A 20501-nucleotide genomic window follows, 5' to 3' on the forward strand; every position below is an offset into this window, starting at 1 on the left:
GCGGCCCAGGAGCGCTGCCGGCGCAACGTCACTCGGGGGCGGGCTCGACTGCGTCAGCGGGATGAGCACGGGCTGCTCCACGGCGAGGTGAGCGATCCGCACGGGACACGTCATCACGGGCTGCGGCGTCGCGTCGGCGTCGGTCGCGGGTGCTCCGGCCCCGAGGACCGAGGGGACGAGGAGCAGCCCGCGCCCGGCAGGATGTAAGTCGTCGTCACGGCCCGAGACCATGGCGACCTCGGGAACCGGCGGGTTCCAGCGAACGCGCCGCAGGTCCAGTGAGGCGAGCCTTCACGCCGTTGCGCCGCCCCGCACAGGTCCCACGGCGCCGAGGCGGGCCCAGGAACCGATGACGGCCAGCGGTGATGTCGGTGGCCGCTGAGGAGTCGGACGGAGGGGACGGCGGCCTAGGCTTCCGTCCGGCACCCGTGTCCGCACGGGTGCCGGCACCCGCCCCATCCCGACCCAGGAGCGCACACCGTGTCCAGCCCCGCACCGCAGCAGTACCCCTTCCCCGACAGCCACCGGCCGGACCAGGCGCCCGCGCCGCACGCGCTCCTCGGCCCCGTGCTCGGTCTGCTCGGGACCTGGCGCGGCACAGGACGCGGCGAATACCCCACCATCGAGGCCGACTTCACGTACGAGCAGGAGGTCACCTTCACCCATGACGGGCGGCCCTTCCTGCACTACGAGGCCCGTGCCTGGCTGCTCGACGCCGACGGAACCCCCCTGCGCCCCTCGGCCCGTGAGAGCGGCTGGTGGCGCCTTCAGCCCGACGGGCGGGTGGAGGCGCTGATCACCCAGCCCACCGGCATCACCGAGATCGCCGTCGGTCACGCCGCCGATGGCACCGTCGACCTCCCCACCGAGCAGGTGGCCCTCACCCCGACCGCCAAGACGGTCGACGCCACCCGCCGCCTCTACACCCTGACCGACGACGGCGCCCTCACCTTCGAGCACCGGCTCGCCGCCGTCGGCCAGCCCCTGCAGCACCACCTCACCGCGCACCTGCGGCGCGACGCGCGGGACGCACAGCCCGCGCAGGACTCATAGGCGCTCAGGCGAACAGTTCGTACCGCAGCGGATCGTCGGGGAGGGTGAGGTTGAAGCCCTCTTCGGCGAAGGTCAGCACGGTGATGACGGCGGCGATGGCCAGCAGCAGCCACACCACCGCCTTGGACGCGATGCCGTACGTGACGCCCTTCGGCATGAGGACCGGTGCGAAGACGAAGCTCAGCGCGCAGAAGACGATGACGACGAGGAAGGTCACCAACGCCCAGGTGTACATGTGCAGTCCGAGCACCGCGGGCCCGTAGCCGTCGGGGTGCGTGAGGTGCAGCATGACCTGGCGCGCGGACATCACCATGCCGGCGACGGCGCCGACGGTGGCCAGGCCGTAGCCCGCCATGTAGTCGGCCGCGCCGATCTCTCCGGAACGGGAGCGGACGATGACGTACGCGGCTCCCCCGGCGCACAGCAGCATCGCCATCCGCTGGACCACGCACAGGGGGCACGGCATGTCCCCGGCGAAGACCTGGAAGCCGAGGCTGGTGAGCAGGATCGCGCAGTACGCGAGGACGAAGGCGTGCGCGAGGAGGAAACCGACGCGGTTGCCGAGGGTCGCGGGCGCGGGTGTGGTCGCAGGAGTGCTCATGGCGTGACGCTCCCGGTCAGTAGTAGTAGCCGAGCGAGTCGGTCACGTGGTGGTTGAACATCAGGAGGGCGGCGACGGTGGAGGCCAGCATCAGGCCGATGGCCCATCGGCGGGGCTTGTCCCGGGCCACGGCCCAGAGTGCGGCGAGGATGAGGAGGAAGATCAGGGTGTCCACGGCGGCAGGCTAGGACCGCCCCCGGACCCCGCCGGAGCGGCTCGCGTGCCCCGCACGGCCGGTCACTCCGCCGGGGCAACACGCGCCACGTCACAGACGCCCTGCCTGTCTCGTCTTTCGGTCGAGGGACGGATATCGAAAGACGGCCCAGGGATCCGGAAGGTGATCGACATGCGGGTGTTCGTGGCGGGTGGGACCGGGGTCCTCGGACGACGCCTCGTGCCGCAGCTCCTGGCCAGGGGCCACCAGGTGACGGCCACGACGACGAGCCCCGCCAAGGTGGCCTCACTGGAACGCCTCGGCGCGGACGGCGTCGTGATGGACGGGCTCGACGCCGTGTCGGTCGGCCAGGCGGTGGCCCGGGCGCGGCCGGACGCGATCGTGCACCAGATGACGGCGATCTCCGCGGCGCACGCGGGCAAGCCCGGCCTGAAGCACATGGACCGCCGGCTCGCCACGACGATCCGGCTGCGCGCCGAGGGGACGGACCATCTGCTGGCCGCCGCCGAGGCCACCGGGGTGTCCCACGTCGTCGCGCAGAGCCACGCCTCGTGGAACGGCATCCGCCGGGGCGGCTGGGTCAAGACGGAAGAGGACCCGCTGGACCCGGGGACGGACACGACCGCGCGTGCGGGGGCCGAGGCGATCCGCCACGTCGAGGACATGGTCCTCAAGGTCGGCGGCGCGGCCCTGCGCTACGGCGGTCTGTACGGTCCCGGCGCCACCGACGACCAGGTCGAGCTGGTGCGCAAGCGGCGGTTCCCGCTCGTCGGGGGCGGCGCGGGCCACAGCTCGTGGGTGCATCCGGACGACGCGGCGAGCGCCACGGTCCTGGCCGTGGAGCAGCGGGCCCGGGGCGTGTTCAACATCGTCGACGACGAACCGGCCCCGGCGAGTCAGTGGTTGCCGTGGCTCGCGGCCTGCGCGGGGGCCAGGTCGCCGATACGGGTGCCCACTTGGCCGGCCCGGCTCGTGGCGGGCGACGCGGCGGTGACGATGATGACCGATGGACGCGGCTTCTCCAACGCCAAGGCCAAGCGGGAGCTCGGCTGGGAGCTGCGCCACCCGTCGTGGCGGCAGGGCTTCGAGGCGGAGCTGGCATGACGCGGGACGAGGAGTTCGAGGAGCTGCGGCCCCTGCTGTTCTCGATCGCCTACCGCCTCCTCGCCAGCGTGAGCGAGGCGGAGGACGCCGTCCAGGAAACCTGGCTGCGCTGGGAGGCCTCGCCGACGGAGCCCGCGTCGCCCAGGGCCTTCCTCTCGGCCGTGGTCACCCGGATCTCGATCGACGTGCTGCGCTCGGCCCGCGTACGACGGGAGAGCTACGTCGGGCATTGGCTGCCCGAACCGCTGTTGACGGACCCGTACCAGGACCCGGAGCGCTCGGCGGAGCTGTCCGACTCCTTGTCGGTGGCGGCCCTGCTCCTCCTCGAACGGCTGACCCCGCTGGAGCGCGCGGTCTTCGTGCTGCGCGAGGTGTTCGGGTTCGCCTTCCCCGAGGTCGCGGCGGCCGTGGGGCGCTCGGGCGCCGCCTGTCGTCAGATCGCCGTACGGGCACGCCGTCACATGGACGAGGGGCGGCCCCGGTTCGAGGCCGACCGCAAGGAACGCGAGGCGCTCGCCGGGCGGTTCTTCGACGCCTTCCGGGAGGGCGACATCGACGGGCTGCGCGAGCTGCTCGCCGCCGATGTCCTTCTGGTCGGCGACGGCGGGGGCAAGGCACCGCATCGGGCCCGCCCCCTGGTCGGCGCCGACGACGTGGCGCGGGCGCTCGCCGCGATGGCCGTGCCGTTCGTCCGGATCGGCGGCTCGCTGGAGCCGCACGAGGTGAACGGGCAGCCGGGCGCGGTCTGCCGTGACCGGGACGGGAAGGTCGTCAACACCCTCGCGCTCGACATCCTCGGCGGACAGGTCCTGGCGATCCGCTCGGTGCTCAATCCCGACAAGCTCGGGCACATGGGTCCGGTGGCGGACGCCTGGGCACTGGCTCGCGAGGCGCAGCAGGCGGCACGGGCTGCCTCGACGGACTAGACGGACTCGTTGGACTCGACGGACTAGACGTACTCGATGGACTAGCCGGAGGCATCCGCCCGTCACTAGGAGGTCGGGGCGAGGCCATCGAGGGGCAGTCGCGCGAGGCTCACGCCCGCGGCCTGCCGGCGCCGGTCGAGTGGCCCGCGCCAACAGACCTTTCCCGATCGCGGCGCCCGGTTTCAGTCCTCGCCCACCTGCGTCAGCCGGTCGTCCCCGAGGCGGTGCTGAACGTCGTCGAGCAGGACGCCGAGCAGTTCGGTCAACTGGCTCTGCTGTTCCGAAGTGAGTCCACTGACCAAGTCGGCCTCTCTGCCGAGCACTTGGTCCACCGTCGCCTCGACAAGGGCGTGGCCCGCCTCCGTCAGGGTGACCAGGACGGTGCGGGGCCTGCCCTCTCCGGGGTGGCGGGTGACCAGGCCTTCGCGTTCGGCGCGGGCCACGCGCTGGGAGACGGCGCCCGCCGTGACCATGGAGCGCCGGCCGAGTTCACGCGTGCTCAGGGTGTACGGCGTGCCACTGCGGCGCAACACGCTGAGCAGGTCCAGCGTGGCGGTGTCCACGCCGGCCCGGGCCAGGACCCGCCGCCGGTCGTCGCCGAAGAGCTTGGCCAGCTGCCAGATCGGCGTGACGATCCCGATCGACGTGGCCGGGGTGCCGGGGCGCTCGCGCTCCCAGGCGGCCGCGATGTCCTGTGCGCGGTTCGCGGCCGGTGCCCCGGACTCGCCGTCGTCGCGCCCGGATCGAGCGTCGTGATCTCTTGCCACAGTCTCTCCAGGTGGTACGTTTAGCTCTAAATTTAGACCTCAACGGAACGTTCGGAGCTCAGCTTATGACACGCACCATCCTGATCACCGGTGGCGGCACGGGCATCGGCCGCGCGGCCGCCCGGCGCTTCGCCGATGACGGCGGGAACGTGATCGTCACCGGCCGCCGTCCCGAACCGCTCGACAGGCTGGCGGAGGAGACCGGCGTACGCGCCCTGGTGTGCGACCACACCCGGCCCGAGGCGCTCACCAAGCTGCTCGCGGAACTGCCGGACCGGATCGACGTCCTGGTGAACAACGCGGGCGGGAACACCGACTTCGACACCGAGGAGCCGATGGACCTCGCCGCCTACGCGCGGGCCTTCCGCGCCAACCTGGACGCGAACCTCCTCAGCGCCGCGCTGACCACGAGGGCCCTGGACGAACGGCTCGCGGAAGGCGGAGCCGTCGTGCACATCGGGTCGATCGCCGCCGCCCGGGGCACCGGGTCCTCCGGTGCCTACGGCGCCGCCAAGGCCGGGCTCCACGTCTGGAACCTGGACCTGGCGCGCACCCTGGGCCCGCGCGGCATCACCGCCAACGTCGTCGCGCCCGGCTACATCGCCGACACCGAGTTCTTCCGGGACAACCTGGCCGACGAGCGGCGCGACCAGCTCGTGGCCGACACGTCGACGGGCCGCGCCGGTACGCCCGAGGACATCGCGGGCACGGTCGCCTTCCTCGCGTCACCGGCGGCACGGCACATCACCGGTCAGGTGCTGCACGTCAACGGAGGTGCGTACGCGACGCATTGAGCCCGCACCAGGGGAGGCCGGTCCCGCTCCCCGGTGACGATCCGGGCGCGCGCTCGGCACGTGGAACAGGCACTCGCGGTCGGTCGACCGGCCGCGAGTGCCATACGTCCCGCGAGAAAGGACCATCGGCGGTCCGACCGGCGACGAAACGGGCGTGCAATGGAGGAGGAAGGCGAAGCCGAGCGGCCGTCCGGAGGCACGACATGGTCGAGGAGAAGCGGGGCTTCTGCACGCTCTGCAAGTCCCGTTGCGGCGCGATCTTCACCGTGGAGGACGGCAGGATCACCGGCGTCCGCCCCGATCCGGGGCATCCGACGGGCGCGGCCATGTGTCCCAAGGGACGCGCGGCGGCCGAGATCGCGCACGGCAGCCGGCGGCTGACCACTCCTTTGCGGCGCACCCGCCCCAAAGGGGACGCCGACCCCGGCTGGGAGCCGATCTCCTGGGACAAGGCGCTGGACGAGATCGCGGAGCGGCTGCGGGCGGTCGCCGAGGAGAGCGGTCCCGAGGCGGTCGCCTTCGGGGTGGCCACGCCGAGCGGCACCATGATCTCCGACGCCACCGAGTGGATCGAGCGGTTCGTACGCCGCTTCGGCAGCCCCAACACCGTCTACAGCGCGGAGATCTGCAACTGGCACAAGGACGTCGCGCACGCCTTCACCTTCGGCTGCCCGCTGCCGCCGCCCGACTACGCGCACGCCGACCTCGCGGTGCTGTGGGGCTTCGATCCGGCCAAGACGTGGCTCGCCCAGTCCGCCGCGCTCTCCGCCGCCCAGGAACGCGGCACCAAGCTCGCGGTCGTCGATCCGCGCCGCTCCACCAGCGCCCTGCGCGCCGACCACTGGCTGCGGGTGCGCCCCGGCACGGACGCGGCGCTCGCCCTGGGCCTTGCCCATCTCCTCATCGAGGACGGCGCCTACGACGAGGAGTTCGTGCGCGCCTGGACCAACGCGCCTTTCCTGGTCCGTCGTGACGACGGGCGCTTCCTCCAGGCCGGGGACGTCGTCGCGGACGCCGAGGGCTTCGTCGCGTGGGACGAGCGGGCCGCGGCCCCCGAGACCGTGGACACCACACGCGCCACCGTCGCCCCCGAGCGGTTCGCGCTGCGCGGCGTCCGCCGGGTCCGGCTGCGTGACGGCGCCCACGTGGAGTGCGTGCCGGCGTTCGAGGAGTACGCCGAGGCCTGCGCCCGGTGGCCGGTCGAGCGGGTGGCGGCCACCACCTGGATCCCGGCCACGGAGATCCGGGCCCTGGCCGAGGAGATCGCGGCCGCGCGCTCGGTGACCTACTACGGCTGGACCGGCGTCGGACAGAGCGCCAACGCCACCCAGACCGAACGCGCCCTCGCCACCCTGTACGCACTCACCGGCTCCTTCGACGCCCAGGGCGGCAACCGCGTCGCCCCGGCCCCGCCCTACCGCCCCGCCTCCACACCCGCCGATCTCGCCCCCGCCCAGCGCGCCAAGGCACTCGGCCTCGACAAGCACCCGCTGGGACCGCCCGCCTCCGGCTACATCAACGCGGGCGACCTGTGCCGGGCCGTCGAGGACCATCAGCCCTACCGGGTGAGGGCCCTGGTCGGGTTCGGCTCCAACCTGGTGGTGGCGCAGCCCGGTTCGGACCGCATGGCACGGGCCCTGCGCGCCCTGGACTTCCAGGTCCACCTCGACCTGTTCATGAACCCCACCTGCGCGAGCGCCGACATCGTGCTGCCCGTCAACAGCGCGTACGAGCACGAGGCACTGCGCTTCGGCTTCGAGATCGGCCGACGGGCACAGGACCAGGTCCAGCTGCGGCAGCGGATCGTCCCTCCCCTGCCCGGCACGCGCTCCGACACCGAAGTCGTCTTCGCGCTGGCCGCCCGCCTCGGCATGGGCGAGCACTTCTTCCACGGGGACGTCGATGCGGCCTGGAACTGGCAGCTGGCCCCGCTCGGCCTGACCGTCGAACAGCTCCGCGCCGCGCCCGGCGGCATCCGGGTGCCGCAGCCCGACCCCCAGCGCCGCTACGCGACCACCGACCGCGAAGGCCGCGTCACCGGCTTCAACACCCCCACCCGCCGTGTGGAGTTGTACGCGCAGCGCCTCCTGGAGCACGGCTACCCCGCTGTCCCCGAACACCACGAACCCGCCGCGCCCGACGACGCCTTCCCGCTCGTCCTGACCTGCGCCAAGCACGGCTACTTCGTCCACAGCCAGCAGCGTGCCGTCTCCTCGCTGCGCCGCCGCGCCACCGACCCGCGCCTCGACCTCCATCCCCGCACCGCCGCCGCGCGCGGCATCGGCGAGGGCCAGTGGGTGGAGCTGGTCACCCGACTCGGCGCGATCCGGCTGCGCGCCCGCTTCGACGACGCGCTGCACCCCGGCGTCGTCGTCGGCGAGTACGGCTGGTGGCAGGAGGCCCCCGACCTCGCCCTGCCCGGCGCCGACCCCCTCGCCGCCACGGGCAGCAACTACAACCGTCTCGTCGACCACTCGGCGACCGACCCGCTCAGCGGCTCGGTACCGCTGCGCTCCCTCGCCTGCGAGGTCCGCCCGACGCCCGGGGACGGAACCTGGACGGGCACGCGAACCTTCACGCTGACCGCCCTCGGCGACGAAGGACCCGGAGTGCGCACCCTGTGCCTGGAACCCGTCGACCAGGGGCCTCTGCCCGACCATCGGCCCGGCCAGCACGTGACCGTACGCTCCGGTGCGGCGGGCGCGCCGGACGCCACGCGCGCGTACTCGCTCATCGGCCCGGCCACCGATCCGGCGCGCGGCGCCTACCGCATCGCCGTGCGCCAGGTGCCGGGCGGCGCCTTCTCCACGTACGTCCACGAACGCCTCCGGGTCGGCGACCGCCTCGAACTCACGGCTCCCACCGGTGTCTTCGGCATTCCCACCGACACCGGGCACCCGGTGGTCCTGCTCGCCGGCGGCATCGGCGTCACCCCGTTCCTCGGCTACCTGGAGACCCTGGCCGCGAGCGGGGGCACCGTGCCCGAGGTCGTCCTGCACCACGGCGTCACCGACTCCGCCCACCACCCCTTCCGCGAGCGGCTGCGCGAGCTGGAGCGCCGCCTCGACGTACTGCGCGTGATCACCCATTGCGCGGCCCCCTTCCCCGCCGACGCCCCCGGCCGCGACCACGACCGCCGCGGCCTCGTCAGTGCCGCCGACATCGACCCCGAACTGCTCGCGCGCCGCGCCCGGTTCTACCTGTGCGGGCCCGAACCGATGCTGGTCGCGCTCACCGAGGGCCTGCGCTCGCGCGGGGTGCCGCCGTTCGAGATCTTCAGCGAGAGGTTCCGCGCCGCCCCCCGCACCGTCGACGTGCCCGAAGACGCCCGGTTCAGCGTCCGCTTCGCCCGCTCGGGCCGCGCGCTGACCTGGACCCGTGCCGCGGGCACGCTCCTCGACCTCGGCGAGCGGGCCGGGATCGCCATGCCGAGCGGCTGCCGCGTGGGCCAGTGCGAAAGCTGCGCCTGCACCGTCCTGGACGGCCGCGCCGCCCACCTCGTCGACCCGGGCGACGACCTCCCCGACGGCACGGTCCTGGCCTGCCGGTCGGTGCCGGTGTCGGACATCGTCCTCGACGCCTGAGCTCTTCACGTCGTCCTCGACACCTGGGCTCTTCACGTCGTCCTCGACACCTGGGCTCTTCACGTCTTCATCGACACCGGGCAAACAGGTCCCTGCGGCTCGTCCACGCCCGTCGCCCGGGGCACTCGTTCGTCCCGCGATCCGGTTGGGGATGTTGTGACCATGCCCGCCTTGGTCGCTCCGCTGATGCCCGCCGGTCGACTGGCCGGGGCTCCCCAGCCGTCCTTGCCGGTGGAGGGCGGTGTGGTGCCGCGTCCCTGGCTGCCGCGGGATGCCGCCTCCGTCGTGAAGGTGTTCCAGGACCCCGACATCCGGCGTCGGCATCTCAAGCGCGCCGACTCCGAGGAGGAGGCCCGGAGTTGGATCGAGCAGTGGCGGCGCGGCCGGCAGGACGAGGCGGCCGCCCACCGGGCCGTCGTCGACGCCGGGTTCCACCGCCTTGAGTTGGGGCATTCGGTGAGCGATCAGGCGTCGTGCCGCGTGCACTCACGTCCGGCTTCGTCCAGGAGGGCGTCCGGAGCCAGGCACTGCCGCATGCCGACGGCTGGCACGACATGCATCTCCACGCGCGCGTCCGACAGCGGCGGCCTCTCCGAAGCCGTCCGTCCCGCGTACGCCCGCGCGAGGTGAACCGACGTACGCGGCAATACTGTTGGGGCGTACCTGGTGCGCTGATCAGCTCCCCTCCTCGGTGAAGGACGGACGCCCCTCATGACCGACCACGCCGCCACGACGCCCGATCCCGCGGCGCCCGATCCCACGGCGCGGCGGACCATCGACACATCGGTGCCGCACTCGGCCCGGATCTGGAACCACTGGCTGGGCGGGACGGACAACTACCCCGTCGACCAGGCGGCCGGTGACGCGTACAGCGCGGTCTTCCCCGGCATCGTCGCCGTCGCCCGCGGCAGTCGCGCCTTCCTGCGCCGCGCCATCACCCACCTGGTCGCCGAGGCGGGCATCCGCCAGTTCCTGGACATCGGGACCGGCCTGCCGACCGCGGACAACACCCATGAGGTCGCCCAACGGCTCGCCCCGCAGGCCAAGATCGTCTACGTCGACCACGACCCCCTGGTCCTCGCGCACGCGCGGGCCCTGCTCACGTCCACCCCCGAAGGGGCGACCACCTACGTCGACGCCGACCTCACCGACCCCGACCGCATCCTGGCGGCCGCCGCCGAGACGCTGGACCTCAGCCGTCCCACCGCGCTGATCCTCAGCAACGTCCTGGGGCACGTCGCCGACCACGACCGGGCACGCGCCATCGTGGCCCGCCTGATGGACGGGCTGCCCTCCGGCAGCCACCTCTCGGTCAACGACGGCTCACGGGGCACGGACGCCGCCTACGAACAGGCCCAGGACGCCTACAACGCGTCCGGGGCCGTCCCCTACTTCCTGCGCCCCGTCGACCAGATCGCGGCGTTCTTCGACGGCCTGGAACTCCTGGACCCCGGAGTCTTCCCGGTGCCCCTCTGGCGCCCGGAGCCCGGCTCCCCCGCCGCGGAACCCATCGGCGAGCACGGCGGCCTCGCCCGCAAGCCGTGACCGGCCGGCGCGCGAGGCCGGTCCGCCCTGCTCCCCGTCGGCGCGCCCTCGCCCACGGGTCAGACCGTGCCGAGGTCCGACGCGTACCAGCGCTCGGGCCGCAGGTAGTACACGGCCTGCTCGCCGTGCTCCTTGGCGGAGAACTCCACGTACGCGTCGACCTTGTCGGCCGGAAGATAGCGCGCCGAGATCTCCCGCAGCTTCTCCAGGGGCATGTCCTCGCTGCGGACCACGGGGCCCTCCACGGAGACGTACCGAATGGTCGGCTCCACACGCTCCACCATCAGCGAGAACCGGCCCGCGGCCTCGATCAGCCGGCCCTTCTTCGAGTGCCGGCCGGTGATCACCCACAGCTCGCCGCCCGGGGTGTACTGGTACCAGATCGGCAGCGTGAGCGGGCCCCGTCCCTCGCCCGCGTCCACGGCAAGCGCTCCGATGTGCGGTTCGGCCAGGAACAGTTCACGCTCTTCCACGCTGAGGGCCATGCGAATCTCCTTCTGCGGCACGTGCGGTGCGGGACCGGCATTGACGGTGATGGCGGCATCGCCACCTGACGATCTCCTCAACTCCCCTTTCCACGGCGGATATTCCTCGGCGGATATCCCTCGCTCGGCCACCTGCCGCCACCGGCAGACCCATTCACTCCTTCGGGTGACAAAGGGGAGGCCTTCGGCGAGTCTCCGGGACAGTCCGAGACCCTGGGCAGGAGTCAATGTGCGCACAGGGGGCGCCGGGGGCAGAGGGCAGGGGGGCAGGCATGGGGAAGGCGGTCGTTCCGAGCGACAGGAATCCGCTGATACGTGACGCCTTCGGCACCCGACGCCGGGCCCTGCCCGCGCATCTCCTTCCGTGGCGGCTCTGAGGCCGCACACATCCGAGGCTCGGTGCCACGCACTTCGGGACAGTCCGTTCGCGACCGTTCGCCGCTTCGCCTCGTGCCGGCATCCGCGGAGCTCCATCGCTGATGCCGCTGCCGCCGTCGCTTCCGCGTCGATCGAGGGACGGATCCACGCTCCGAGAGTTTCCCGACCCGCTCGACGGGAGAGACACATGGCCGCGTCCCCATCGCCCGAGCCGTACCGGCTGCTGCGGGCGACCGATCTGCTGGACCTGCACTTCGCCTTCCTGGGGCTGCGCCTGGAGCGCCCCCTGCTCGGCCCACGCCGCCTGGTGCGCAAGGACCCCGCCCAACCCGCCTTCCTCGTGGTCACCTTCGGCCCGCAGCACGTCGCCGAACAGGCCTTCTTCGAAGTGAGCCCCGGTCTGCCCGACCCGGGCGCGCCGGAACCAGACACAGCGGCCGCGGACGCACCCGCCCCGGACGTGGCGGCCGCCGGCAGCGAGCCGCACAAGCCTCCACCCGTCGCGTCCCGCGTCGGCGGCCGCAGCCTGCTGGTGTTCGCCGTCGCCGCCGAAGACATCATCGAGTACACCGAGGCGGGCCTGCTCACAGCCATGCGGACCCTTCCGCTCCGGGTGGTGGACGCCGCTCGGGAACCCGCGTCAGCGGCCCGGCTCGCCCGGACCATGGGCGGCCCCTCCTCCCCCGACGTGTTCCAGGCCCTGCGCCTGGCCCGCACGACGGCGGTGCTGGCCGCTCGGCACGGAGCGCACGGGCCGGTGGCCGCGGGGCTGCTGCGCGCCACACCCGCCCCGAGCGCCTCCGCCCCCACCTCCGCCCTCACCTCCGACACCGCATCCGACACCGCATCCGACACCCACCCCCAAACCCACGCCCAAGACGCGCACGCCTCCGCCGCACCCGGCCCGGAGAATCCACTCGCCGACGCCGCCAACAACCCCCGCACCGCCATCGAACTGCCCTACCGCCTGCTCCTCTCCCCGCCCCAGACGGCCACATGGACCCACAGCACCGACCTGCCCGACCCCGACGACCGGGTCGAGCTCTGGCACACCCGGATGCCGGCGGGCCCGGCCCGCGCGGTGTGGACCCGCGACCCCGGCTTCGACCCGGCCGACCCGCGCCCCCTGCCCGCGGGCGGCAGCGAGTTCACCATGGCCCTGGACCGCAAGGACCGGTCCTCGGTGGTGCACCTGAGCTCCAACCGCACGCTGCCGGGCGGCTTCACACCGGCGCCCGTCGACGTCGACCACCTCGTGCTGTCCACCATGGGCGGCTGGCTCGACTCCTTCGGCCGGTGGGACCGTCCCCCGACCGGTTTCGACGTGACGCAGTGGCGCCACCGCGCCGCCCTGGGCCGCGATCACTACGTACGCGTGATGTACCGCGGCAGGCTCTGGCCCTTCGGGCACCTGGCCGACCTGGTCAAGGTCACCGAGCGCAAGTTCGACCACGGCCGCCCGGACAACGCCGCCTATCTCAACCAACGGTTCTTCATCATGGTGCGCGAACCGGTCCGCACCTACGGCGCCCCTGAGGACAACGACGACCAGAAGCGGCTGCGCCGGCTCTTCCCCTTCACCAGCGTCCGGCTGCTCACCCTGGTCACACCGGACCTGGAGAAGCCGGTGACGATCCCGGGGCTCTCGCCGATCGGCGGTGATCCCGACGAGAAGCTCGCCTTCTTCCCGGTGTCCGCCACCGAGGATCCGTTCCCGTTCCAGGTGAGCATGGTCGATCTCGACGGGCGTCTCCTGGAGTTCCGTACGCCGATGGCCTTCGTCGGCCGGCTGGTGCACGAGAACCAGGCCGACGTCCGGGCGATCGTCGAGTACTACCGCACGCTGGTCCCCGACCCGGCCCCGGAACCGCCGAACCTGGGCGATGCCAAGGTCAGGCGGGCCGTCGCGGACCTGCGCGGCCAGTCCATCGCCTACGCCCCGAGCCGGAAGCCCGGCGACACGACGCTCTCCACCGGGCAGCTGGTCTGGGGCGCCGCCACCACCGAGTCCATCCTGGGCCTCGACCCCACCGATCACCCCAGGTTCCTGCCGACGGTGCGCTGGGCGCGGGCCGTGATCCCGGCGCTCTGCCAGTTCGGCAGCGGCTTCGGAGGCGATCGGCCGCAGTCGGTCTTCTATCCCGAGCCGTACGTGCGCGACGCCTTCACCGAGGCCAACAAGGGACAGGTCTTCGTCGAACTGGCCCAGCCCTTCGACCTGACCTTCCGCAACGGCGGCCAGAGCGCCGGAGCGCTCGCCCAGCCGAACTTCCCGGTCGCCGGGCTCTCCCGGCTCACCGGGCCGGTCGCCGCCACCCCTGCCGCCGCGCTCGCCGGCCGGGCGGACGCCGACGCCGTCGACAAGTGGGCCAAGCTCGCCCAGGGCAGGTTCAACCCCCTGGACTACTTCGGCGAGTTGGCAGGGGCGAAGCTCTTCGGGATGTTCCCGCTCACCGAGATCCTGAGCGAGATCGGCCTCGACAACCTCAAGGCACCGAACTTCTTCACCGCGACGGTCGACGCCGTCACGGGATTCCTCGGTGACCTGCGGGGGCTGCGCGATCTGCTCGCCTCCGTGGAGGAACAGTTCCCGGAGACCGCGGACCTGGTCGTCCGGGCGACCGACGCGGCCGCGGTCTTCGCGCAGGTCCTGGTGGACTACATCACCAGCCAGCTGGAGGGTTCGCCCGACCCCACCACCATCGAAGAGGTCGACAACGCCTTCCGGGCGTTCTCCGATGCCCTGACCGCGCTGCGCCTCGGCCTGCCCGCCGCGGTGGACACCGGCGTGCGGCAGCTCCTCGGCCGCGTCGCCGAGCTGGCCGCCACCTGGGACAGCACCGTCGGGCAGGCGCTGGCGCTGAAGAAGGCGGTCGAACTGGCCGCCCTCGGCGCCAAGTTGCCCGACGTGGTCAACTCCCGTCTGCAGTGGCAGCCCGACATCAAGGCCTGGACGCCGGGCGAGCCGACGCCGACCAGGGCGGAGGACGCCGTCTTCTGGCCGGTCGGAAAGCTGACGCTGGTCACCGACCTGCGCGGTTCGCTGCGCCCGGACGTCAGCCAGGCCGCGGACGTCACCTGCACCCTGGGCAAGTTCGACCTGCGCATGGTCCCGGGCTTCGACGCGGTCGTGCTGCACTTCGACGAGATCCGCTTCACCATGCGCGCCGGGCAGAAACCCGACGTGGAAGTTAAGTTCGGCGGCGTCGACTTCGTGGGCAACCTCGACTTCGTGCAGACCCTGCGCAACATCATCCCGCTCGACGGATTCAGCGACCCCCCGGCGATCACGGTCGACGGCTCCGGCATCCACGCGAACTACTCCATGCAGCTGCCGAACGCGGCGGTCGGCGTCTTCAGCCTGGAGAACCTCTCGCTCAACGCCTCGCTGTCGGTCCCGTTCATCGGCGACACCCCGCTGCAGGCCGGTTTCGCCTTCTGCCGCAGGGAGGCGCCCTTCCGCCTCACGGTGTCGATGCTGGGCGGCGGGGGCTACTTCGGGATCGTCCTCAATCCCCGGCAGATCGCCGTCCTGGACGCCGCCATCGAGTTCGGGGCCGCCGTGTCGATGAACTTCGGCGTGGCCAGCGGCAGTCTGTCGGTGATGGCCGGCATCTACTTCCGGCTCGACCTGGCCCAGGACACCGTCACGCTCGTCGGCTATCTGCGGGCGCGCGGCGAGGTCGACGTCCTCGGCATCGTCTCCGCCTCCATCGAGCTCTACATGGAGCTGGGCTACAAGGACGGCTACGCGATCGGCCGGGCCAGCCTGACCATCAGCATCGAGATCGGCTTCTTCGAGACGTCGGTGACGATCCGCTGCGAGAAGAAGTTCGCCGGCAGCGGGGCCCGCTCCGCCGCGTTCGCCGCGGGCGAGGATCCCCCGGCCATCGCCCCGCCCTCGTTCGTCGATCTCATGTCGCCGTACGTCGATCCGGTGACCGGCGAGCGCGTCGACCCGGTCCTCGACTACTGCACGGCCTTCGCGGAGGTGGACTGACCATGGACAGCATCCGATGGACCGTGCTTCCCGACGGGGTCGTCGACGCGGGCACGGTGCGTGTCTCCGTGCTCGTCAGCCCCAGCCTGACCGGGATCGGCGCGCTCGGGCAGTCGGCGTACTTCGCCCGCTGGCCGGAGCGGCTCGCCGCGCTGCAGCCCGCGCTCTGGCTGCAGTTCGACAGCCCGCAGGGGCCGGTCGCCAAGGAGCTTCGGCCGACGGGCCGCTACCCCGCCGCCGATCTCACCCTGTGGCGGACCCTGTTCGACGACAACACCTTCGTCCGGCCGCCGAAGACGCCGACGGCCTTCAGGGCGGAGGAACGGCGCACGCTGCGCTCCTACCCGGGCAAGCTGGTGCACGACGAGGTGACGGGGCTGTACGAGGCGGTCGCGGTGTACACGACCGAGAGCCGGCTGCGTACCGAATGGGCCCGTGAAGAACGGCTGTTGTGCGAGGAGCCGCCCACCGACCACCGCGGCTGGGAGCTGCCCGCGCTGTTCCGGGTGACGGACATGATCTCCGAGCGGGTCCTCGAACTCGGCCGGAACATCCAGTGCGGGTACGAGATCCTGGAAGGCGCCCTGCGCCCCCGGGGGGTCGCCGCCGACGACGAGAGCAACGAGCCTCGGTTCATGGACCGCCGAAGCGGCGCGTACACCGGCGAGAACAAGCGCCTGCTGCCGCTCGCCGAGGCCGCGCGGTTCTACGACCGGGGCAAGGAGCCCGAGACGCTCGCCGACGAGCCGCCGCACCGGATCGACTTCCACGAGGCGTGCGGTCTGCTGGGCGACTGTCCCGAGCTGCAGCGCAGGTTCGGGCTCGTCCTCGACCTGAGCTTCGCGATGCCCGCCGGGGTGGGCGAGGGATCGAAGGTCCGCGTGCACTTCGACGACCGCGTCCCCGAGGCCGAGACGCTGAACGCCGCGGGCAACTGCCCCTGGACGAAGCTGCGGTACACGCCGGGCAGCGTCTTCGAGGCGTCCCCCGGTGACAGCACGGTGCTCTCGGGCCGCATGCTCGACCTCGCCGACCCCGAGACCTGGCACCTCACCGAGCTCGACGTGGACGGCGCCGCCCTCAAACACGTCGACTACGCCCGCACCATCGACACACTGAGGAACGGCACCCTGCCCTCGGACACCGAGTCGGTGGCCCACCTGGTGTCGGGCACCGGCACACCGGCGGCCCGCGGCGCCGGGATCACCCTGCTCCACAGCGACCGCGACCGGCACCTGGCCGGACGGATCGGCGCCGACGTGGACCGCCAAGTCACTCCGGACAATACCGAGTTGACCGCCATCGACCTGCTGCGCGGCTACCGCGTGGACATCGGTGTCGTCGACCGGGCCACCGGCCGCGTCACGCAGTGGCGGTCGCTGCTGCGCCGCCGCGGCCGCTACACCGTGCGCCGCCCGGGGCAGCAGCCCGTCGAGATCCAGGGGGTCCGCCCCGACGAGGGCCTGGTGCGGGCCAGCACGGTCACCACCGACGCCGCCGACGACCGCCAGCTGTACGGGCACCAGGCCGTGCTCGGCTGGCACGGCTGGAGCCTCGCGGCGCCGAGGCCCGGCCGCACCATCGGCCTTGCGGACCAGCCGGAGGCGCCCGCGCCGCCGGTGTCGCCGGACGTTCCGCTGGACACCGAGTTCACCGCGGAGCCCGGGTCGCTGCCCGCGCTGCGCTTCGGCAGGACCTACCGGATGCGCGCGAGGACCGTGGACCTGGCGGGCAACGGCCTCGACCACACGGCGAGCACTCCGGACGCCGTGCACTCCGAGCCGATCACCTACGGCCGCTGGGAGCCGGTGCCCCAGCCGGTGGTGGTGCCGCTCCTGCCGTTCAACGAAGGCGAGTCCACCGAGCGCCTGGTCATCCGCAGCACCGTCACGGACGACGGCCGGGAGATCTCCACCGACGAGTACGCCCTGCGGCGCTCGGACGTCCCCGACCACGAGGCCCGCTCGGAGGTCGACGGTCTGGACCGGCGCTACAAACCGATCGCGGAGCGGCATGTGGCGCCGCCGAAGACCGCCCTGCAGATGGCCGAGGAGCACGGCGTGTTCGACGCCGCCTTCGGCGCGGACAAGCCCGCCGAGGTGCGCGAGGAGTACGTCGCCGTCGCGTCCCGCGAGTCGGGCTCCTTCCTCGACACCAAGGTGCGGGACCCCGAGTGGCCCCACCGCGAGCACGATCTGCTGCGGGAGGGCGACATCCACGTCGCCAAGCACACCGTGCACGACCCGCTGCCGCTCACCTCGCTTCCCCTTCCCCGGCGCGGCGCCGGGCTGCGGCAGGGCGAGTTCGTGGTGCACAGCGCCGACCAGCTGCTCCTGCCCTATCTCCCGGACGTCCTCGCCGAGGGCGTCATGCTGCGCGGCCTGCCCGGCGACAGGGAGAACCGCAAGATCCCCTTCCCCGGACCGTGGCCGCAGGCCAAGCCGTTCAAGATCCGCATCAGGGAGGGCGACGGCGAGCCGCGCTGGCGCGACGGCCTCATCGAGCGGGTCCTGGAGGTGTTCCTCACCAAGGGCCAGATCGCCCCCGTCCGCCTGAGCTGCTACATGGATCCGGGGAAGCTGCCCCTGCTGCGGCAGTGGAACCTGCTCACCTCCTCCTCGTTCTGGACGGACCTGCCCGATGCGGACAAGGCGTTCGTGACGCGGGCGAGCGCGGACGGCGAGAACTGGATGCTCACCCCGTGGGTGGAGCTGACGCTGGTCCACGCGGTAGAGAAGCCCGTACTGCGCCCCGCACTCGGCCGGCTGGCGAGCGAACGCACCGCCGAGCAGACCGCGGCCCTGCTCACAGGGCAGCTGACCGGCCACTCCGAGAGCAGCGGGCACGTCGAGCTGGACGCGCACTGGAGCGAGTGGCTGGACGACGTCACCCAGGACGCCCCCAGCCGCATCCAGGGGCACACGCACCTGGAGGACATCACCCTGGCCTACGGCGTGGACGAGGCACAGGTCGCCCGCACCCACGAGTTCGGGGACACCCGGCACCGCGACGTCCGCTACACGCCGACCGCCGTCACGCGGTTCCGCGAGTACTTCCATCCCACGCTCACCGAGGACCGGGCCAACGTCACCAGGGTCGGCCCGACCGCCGCTCCCCTGCCGGTGCCCAGTTCCCGCAGGCCCGAGCCGCCGGCGGTGGCCTACACCGTGCCGACCCTCCGCTGGGAGCGGACCGTCGACGAGGAACGGGACACCGTCACCCGGCGGCGCCGCTCCGCGGGCCTGCGCGTCCATCTGCACCGGCCGTGGTTCTCCTCGGGGGACGACGAGATGCTCGCGGTGATCCTGGAGCCGGAAGGCACGGCCCTGCCCGACACCCACGCCACGCGCTGGGGCGTGGACCCCGTCTGGGCCGACACCACGGTCCTGCCCGCCCCGAGGGCCGCGCACTTCCCGAACGCGGCGAAGAGCCTGACGGGACTGCGGCTCGCGGAATCCCCGGACAGCGCCCCGGTGCTGGTCGACGCGGTGGTCTTCGCGCCGACGTACCACCAGGAGCGGCGCCTTTGGTACGTCGACATCGACGTGGACTTCGGGAGCGCGGCGGTCGCCGGGACGTCGTACTTCCCGTACGTGCGCCTCGCCCTGGCCCGCTACCAGCCGTACTCGGTCGACCCGCTGCACCTGTCGAAGGTGGAGCGCGCCGAGTTCGCGCAGCTCGTGCCGCCCCGCGCGATCACCGGCCACCGCGAGGGCGACCTGCTCGCCCTGCGGATGACGGGCCCGGCGACGTACAACGAACTCGGTGAACTCAGCGGCACCGGCGTGACCGCCGCGGCCGCGAGCCGCCGGGTCGTCGTGAGCCTGCAGAGCCGGGCGAACCTCCAGACCGACGAGATGGACTGGAAGCAGCTGGGCACCCCGGTGGAGCTGGCCTGCCGTCCCGAGGGCGGTGGATTCGCGTGGACCGGTGGGATCGCGGCCCCGGACGGGCAGTTGCTGACCTCGTACCGGCTCCTGGTGCAGGAGTACGAGCTGTACCGCACCGACCAGGACACGGCCACGGACACGGTCACCGTGAACGGCACCGAGCTGCCCGCGGCCCGACGCCTTGTGCATGCCGACTACTTCGGGCTGAGCGTGGGTCTGCTCGGCCGGGTCGACTTCGAGCTCTAGGAGGACCAGATGTCAGGACGCCCGTTCGTCTCCGGCCTGATGGCGCTGGTCCTCGCCCTCGCGTGGTCGGCGACCGCGTCCGGCGCCCCGGCGAGCAGGCACAACGACCCGCAGCCGCACCGCGGCGGCGCCGAGTACCACGTCACCGTCGGCGGCACGACGTACGCCTGTTCGTCGGGGTTCGCGGTGCGCAGGGTCGACGGCGGCAAGCGCGCCATGGCCACCGCCGGGCACTGCCCCAATGCCGTGTCCGGCCTGGAGACGACCTCGGGAGAGTTCCGGTTCGGCACGTTCGTCAGTGCCTTCCACGACGAGAAGGTGGATGCCGCGCTGATCAGCGGCACTCGCGTCAAACCGCAGGTGTACGCGCCGACCCTGTGGACGGACGGCGGCCCTCCCGGCACACCGGTCGCCCGCAGGGTGCTGGAGAAGGCCGACGGGCCGGAGCGCGGCCAGTCCGTGTGCGTCAGCGGGAAGGTGACCAAGCTGGTCTGCGGCATCGAGGTGACGTCGCTGACCGGCGGCGAATCGTGCGTGACCGAACCGGTGGAGCGCTGCACACGTGGCCTGGTCCGTGCGGAGAAGAGGAACGTGAACATCGTGCACGACGGCGACTCCGGCGCCCCGGTGTTCGTGCCGATCGACAGGGAGATCGACGGCCACAAGGTGTACGGCGCCAGGCTCGTCGGCATGTTGGTCGGCGGTGGGCCCACCGATCCGCGACCGGGCGCCCCGGAGGACATCGTCACGTTCCACACCGTCAAGCAGGTCGAATGCGCCCTCAGGGCAAGGGTGTTGACGACCGCCGACGCGGAGTCGGGCGACACGGCACCGCCACCGCACCGCCCGGACTGCGATCGGCCGCCCCAGGGCGGGTAGGTGACGCCGTCGAACTGACGGCGCTGGTGCGGCATCCGGCCCGCGTCCTCGATCACTCCCGCCACGCCGCCGCG

At 72.4% G+C, this 20501-nt stretch carries 14 protein-coding genes; 10 read left to right on the forward strand and 4 right to left on the reverse strand.

The window, feature by feature from the left end; all coding sequences use genetic code 11:
* The first annotated feature begins 480 nt into the window (after window positions 1-480).
* The gene (locus ACZ4D5_RS22305) at window positions 481-1053 is read left to right on the forward strand and encodes a heme-binding beta-barrel domain-containing protein (protein WP_467774123.1); all 573 of its coding nucleotides are present in this window, start codon (window positions 481-483) and stop codon (window positions 1051-1053) included.
* A 4-nt stretch (window positions 1054-1057) separates the two neighbouring features.
* On the opposite strand, the gene ACZ4D5_RS22310 is transcribed toward ACZ4D5_RS22305, so the two are convergent.
* A complete protein-coding gene (locus tag ACZ4D5_RS22310; RefSeq protein ID WP_467774124.1) occupies window positions 1058-1654 on the reverse strand; it encodes a disulfide bond formation protein B in 597 nt (198 codons plus the stop codon).
* A gap of 16 nt (window positions 1655-1670) precedes the next feature.
* Complete coding sequence (locus ACZ4D5_RS22315) at window positions 1671-1829, reverse strand: DUF5993 family protein (RefSeq protein WP_467774125.1); 159 nt, start codon at window positions 1827-1829, stop codon at window positions 1671-1673.
* A 171-nt stretch (window positions 1830-2000) separates the two neighbouring features.
* On the opposite strand from ACZ4D5_RS22315, the gene ACZ4D5_RS22320 reads away from it, so the two are divergent.
* Window positions 2001-2933, forward strand: a complete 933-nt coding sequence (locus ACZ4D5_RS22320; RefSeq protein ID WP_467774126.1) for an NAD-dependent epimerase/dehydratase family protein — start codon at window positions 2001-2003, stop codon at window positions 2931-2933.
* Entirely contained in the window at window positions 2930-3859 is a 930-nt protein-coding gene (locus ACZ4D5_RS22325) for an RNA polymerase sigma-70 factor (protein WP_467774127.1), read from the forward strand. Before ACZ4D5_RS22320 ends, ACZ4D5_RS22325 begins: the two co-directional genes overlap by 4 nt.
* A gap of 182 nt (window positions 3860-4041) precedes the next feature.
* Here the strand turns inward: ACZ4D5_RS22325 and ACZ4D5_RS22330 are convergent, their stop codons facing one another.
* Complete coding sequence (locus tag ACZ4D5_RS22330; protein ID WP_467774128.1) at window positions 4042-4626, reverse strand: MarR family winged helix-turn-helix transcriptional regulator; 585 nt, start codon at window positions 4624-4626, stop codon at window positions 4042-4044.
* A gap of 65 nt (window positions 4627-4691) precedes the next feature.
* Here ACZ4D5_RS22330 and ACZ4D5_RS22335 point away from each other — a divergent pair, with 65 nt between their 5' ends.
* The 4 genes from ACZ4D5_RS22335 (at window position 4692) to ACZ4D5_RS22350 (ending at window position 10549) form a co-directional block, all read left to right on the forward strand.
* A complete protein-coding gene (locus ACZ4D5_RS22335) occupies window positions 4692-5420 on the forward strand; it encodes an SDR family NAD(P)-dependent oxidoreductase (RefSeq protein WP_467774129.1) in 729 nt (242 codons plus the stop codon).
* A gap of 203 nt (window positions 5421-5623) precedes the next feature.
* Complete coding sequence (locus ACZ4D5_RS22340) at window positions 5624-9004, forward strand: molybdopterin-dependent oxidoreductase (protein WP_467774130.1); 3381 nt, start codon at window positions 5624-5626, stop codon at window positions 9002-9004.
* Window positions 9005-9166: 162 nt separating this feature from the next.
* Window positions 9167-9634, forward strand: coding sequence for a GNAT family N-acetyltransferase (locus ACZ4D5_RS22345; RefSeq protein ID WP_467774131.1), 468 nt, complete (start codon window positions 9167-9169; stop codon window positions 9632-9634).
* A gap of 81 nt (window positions 9635-9715) precedes the next feature.
* Window positions 9716-10549: an SAM-dependent methyltransferase gene (locus tag ACZ4D5_RS22350; RefSeq protein WP_467774132.1), complete on the forward strand. Its 834-nt coding sequence runs from the start codon at window positions 9716-9718 to the stop codon at window positions 10547-10549.
* A gap of 59 nt (window positions 10550-10608) precedes the next feature.
* Here the strand turns inward: ACZ4D5_RS22350 and ACZ4D5_RS22355 are convergent, their stop codons facing one another.
* Complete coding sequence (locus ACZ4D5_RS22355) at window positions 10609-11034, reverse strand: pyridoxamine 5'-phosphate oxidase family protein (protein ID WP_467774133.1); 426 nt, start codon at window positions 11032-11034, stop codon at window positions 10609-10611.
* A 565-nt stretch (window positions 11035-11599) separates the two neighbouring features.
* Here ACZ4D5_RS22355 and ACZ4D5_RS22360 point away from each other — a divergent pair.
* From ACZ4D5_RS22360 to ACZ4D5_RS22370, 3 genes are read left to right on the forward strand one after another with little or no spacing between them, the layout of a single operon-like run.
* Window positions 11600-15412, forward strand: coding sequence for a hypothetical protein (locus ACZ4D5_RS22360; RefSeq protein ID WP_467774134.1), 3813 nt, complete (start codon window positions 11600-11602; stop codon window positions 15410-15412).
* A 2-nt stretch (window positions 15413-15414) separates the two neighbouring features.
* Window positions 15415-19548 (forward strand): hypothetical protein, encoded by a 4134-nt coding sequence (locus ACZ4D5_RS22365; protein ID WP_467774135.1) that lies wholly within the window; start codon window positions 15415-15417, stop codon window positions 19546-19548.
* A gap of 9 nt (window positions 19549-19557) precedes the next feature.
* Window positions 19558-20427 carry a chymotrypsin family serine protease gene (locus ACZ4D5_RS22370; RefSeq protein ID WP_467774136.1) on the forward strand — a complete coding sequence of 290 codons (870 nt, stop codon included), beginning with the start codon at window positions 19558-19560 and terminating at the stop codon, window positions 20425-20427.
* Window positions 20428-20501: the final 74 nt, after the last annotated feature.

The sequence above is a fragment of the Streptomyces sp. NPDC025651 genome, from assembly GCF_055558735.1.

What these genes read in the sequence shown, in the direction of transcription:
- ACZ4D5_RS22355 (WP_467774133.1), bottom strand. Translation starts at nt 11,034, where the DNA reads ATGGCCCTCAGCGTGGAAGAGCGTGAACTGTTCCTGGCCGAACCGCAC.
- ACZ4D5_RS22340 (WP_467774130.1), top strand. Translation starts at nt 5,624, where the DNA reads ATGGTCGAGGAGAAGCGGGGCTTCTGCACGCTCTGCAAGTCCCGTTGC.
- ACZ4D5_RS22360 (WP_467774134.1), top strand. Translation starts at nt 11,600, where the DNA reads ATGGCCGCGTCCCCATCGCCCGAGCCGTACCGGCTGCTGCGGGCGACC.
- ACZ4D5_RS22370 (WP_467774136.1), top strand. Translation starts at nt 19,558, where the DNA reads ATGTCAGGACGCCCGTTCGTCTCCGGCCTGATGGCGCTGGTCCTCGCC.
- ACZ4D5_RS22310 (WP_467774124.1), bottom strand. Translation starts at nt 1,654, where the DNA reads ATGAGCACTCCTGCGACCACACCCGCGCCCGCGACCCTCGGCAACCGC.
- ACZ4D5_RS22335 (WP_467774129.1), top strand. Translation starts at nt 4,692, where the DNA reads ATGACACGCACCATCCTGATCACCGGTGGCGGCACGGGCATCGGCCGC.
- ACZ4D5_RS22365 (WP_467774135.1), top strand. Translation starts at nt 15,415, where the DNA reads ATGGACAGCATCCGATGGACCGTGCTTCCCGACGGGGTCGTCGACGCG.
- ACZ4D5_RS22320 (WP_467774126.1), top strand. Translation starts at nt 2,001, where the DNA reads ATGCGGGTGTTCGTGGCGGGTGGGACCGGGGTCCTCGGACGACGCCTC.
- ACZ4D5_RS22350 (WP_467774132.1), top strand. Translation starts at nt 9,716, where the DNA reads ATGACCGACCACGCCGCCACGACGCCCGATCCCGCGGCGCCCGATCCC.
- ACZ4D5_RS22345 (WP_467774131.1), top strand. Translation starts at nt 9,167, where the DNA reads ATGCCCGCCTTGGTCGCTCCGCTGATGCCCGCCGGTCGACTGGCCGGG.
- ACZ4D5_RS22325 (WP_467774127.1), top strand. Translation starts at nt 2,930, where the DNA reads ATGACGCGGGACGAGGAGTTCGAGGAGCTGCGGCCCCTGCTGTTCTCG.